Annotated in this window: 1 pseudogene; it reads right to left on the bottom strand. The window is 57.4% G+C overall.

What is annotated here, in order from left to right:
- Nucleotides 1-767 (bottom strand): annotated as a pseudogene (locus FHS09_RS22495) (pectinesterase family protein); the annotation flags it as partial.
- Nucleotides 768-1,428 lie beyond the last annotated feature (661 nt).

Raw genomic sequence — 1,428 nt, 5'->3', positions numbered from 1 at the left:
AGTTCCTCGCCGTCGAGGTAGAGGGTGACAGTGGAGCCCACCATATCGAAGCGCACTGTGTACCAGGTGCCGTCGGTGCCGCCCTGGGTGCCGAGTTCCAGCGGTTTTTTCGCCAGGGCCAGGCGACTGATGGCGCTATTGGCCAGGCCCGCCTCCACCTGGGTGGTGTCAGTGCTGTCCTGCATATTCAGGCCGCCGAAATACCACTCCAGCGGCCCCTGGTAGCGGCCCATGGCGAAGAGGAACTTGTCGCCGGAGTTGCCATTGGCCCGCGGGCGTATGCGGTACTCCACGGAGTAGTCTGCAGGCACGCCTGAGAAAGCCGCCTCCTTGACCAGGATCAGTTCGCCCTCGTTCAGGTTGTCGCCGCGGGTGTGGGCGGTGAAGCGCAGCGACTTGCCGGCGTCGCCCTCGTCGAGAATGTCGAAAGTGCCCGGGTCGGTGAGACCGTAGCCGTCGATCACCGTGTCCCAGTTGCTGGCGAATTCGCCGTCCTCGAAGTCGTCGCAGAAATAGAGGCTGCCGTCTTCCGGGCAGGTGAAGGCAGTGGTGGCGCTGCCGCCGGAACTGCTCGAGGAGCTGCTGGAGCTGCTTGACGAGCTGCTGGAGCTGCTTGACGAGCTACTGGAGCTACTTGACGAACTGCTGGAGCTGCTTGAAGAGCTGCTCGAGGTGCCGCCGGGGTCCGAACCGCCGCTGGAACCGCCGCCACAGGCGGCAAGCCATCCAGATAGGGCGACTAGCGTGAGCAGGGAAGGTGTTTTCATTAGGACTTGCTCCTCTCATTGTATTCTTGTGAGCAATACTGGCCGTATTGTGGTGTCAGTTCGGCGCAAATTGCGCAATTTGTGCAATTTGTGCAATTTGTGCAATTTGTGCAATTTGTGCAAATAGCATACCTTTAGAGATTTGGTAAGTCCACTTTGGATAGACAGGGCTGAAAGCTGGAGTGACAAAGCAAAAAACACGCCAAACCATCAGAATCTGCGCTCGTATACCGTTTTTGGACACTTGCCGTTGTCGGAACGTCGGAACAGCCGCAGGGGTCAGGCCTTAAACAGCCGTTAAACAGCCGCAGGGGTCAACAGCCGCAGGGGTCAGGCCTTACATTTAAAACAGCCGCAGGGGTCAGGCCTTATAAAACAGCCGCAGGGGTCAGGCCTTACATTTTGAAAAAACAGCCGCAGGGGTCAGGCCTTAAAACAGCCGCAGGGGTCAGGCCTTACATTAACAGCCGCAGGGGTCAGGCCTTACAAACAGCCGCAGGGGTCAGGCCTTACATTTTCAAAAACAGCCGCAGGGGTCAGGCCTTAAACAGCCGCAGGGGTCAGGCCTGAATGGCGCTGACTTAAGCGTAACTAATTGAAAGATAAGAGGAATTTTAGAGATTCATAAAAGAAGGCTGGTTCCGTGATAGGCTAATTGCGC

The sequence above is a fragment of the Microbulbifer rhizosphaerae genome (assembly GCF_014191725.1).
GTDB lineage: Bacteria > Pseudomonadota > Gammaproteobacteria > Pseudomonadales > Cellvibrionaceae > Microbulbifer > Microbulbifer rhizosphaerae.
This window is presented reverse-complemented; position numbering and strand designations above follow the sequence as displayed.